The 407-nt window shown below is 48.2% G+C and carries 1 protein-coding gene; it reads left to right on the top strand.

All coding sequences use genetic code 11. The features are described 5' to 3' along the window. Window positions 1–185: 185 nt before the first annotated feature. Window positions 186–407 (top strand): hypothetical protein (locus E4T71_RS10115; protein WP_135038993.1); only part of this gene is annotated, 222 nt, incomplete at its 3' end.

The raw sequence follows: 407 nt of genomic DNA, 5'->3' as shown, positions 1-407 counted from the left end.
GTAAGCGACCGCGCTCCGGAATGGGCATCCCGGTTTTTTCGCGCCCGCGAAAAAAAGCCCCAGCCCTTGCCTTGAGGTTTGGATGGCTGACAGCGACGAGTCGCAAAATCGGAATTTGTCAAACGTTACGGTAAAATGATCCGTCCTGCCCCCTTCCGGCAGCAACTGACCTAACAAAAAGCAAAATGGGCCTGAACAAACAAGAAATATTGGTGATCGCTGAAACCAATCGGGGAAATTACTCAGTAAAAATTAAATCAACCACCCCTGGCTTGTGGACGGTTGGTATTCAGATAGGAAATCCCGACAGGTATTTTGATGTTTTCACGAGTCGCGGCGATTTGAAAACTTGGCGTAATCTAGCCGATGCCGTCACTTTTGTTCAAGATACATGCACAGATTGCATG

The organism is Streptococcus sp. WM07, from assembly GCF_004570525.1.
Lineage (GTDB): Bacteria > Bacillota > Bacilli > Lactobacillales > Streptococcaceae > Streptococcus.
The sequence above is the reverse complement of the archived record's forward strand: the minus strand, read 5'-3'. Positions and strand labels throughout refer to the sequence as shown.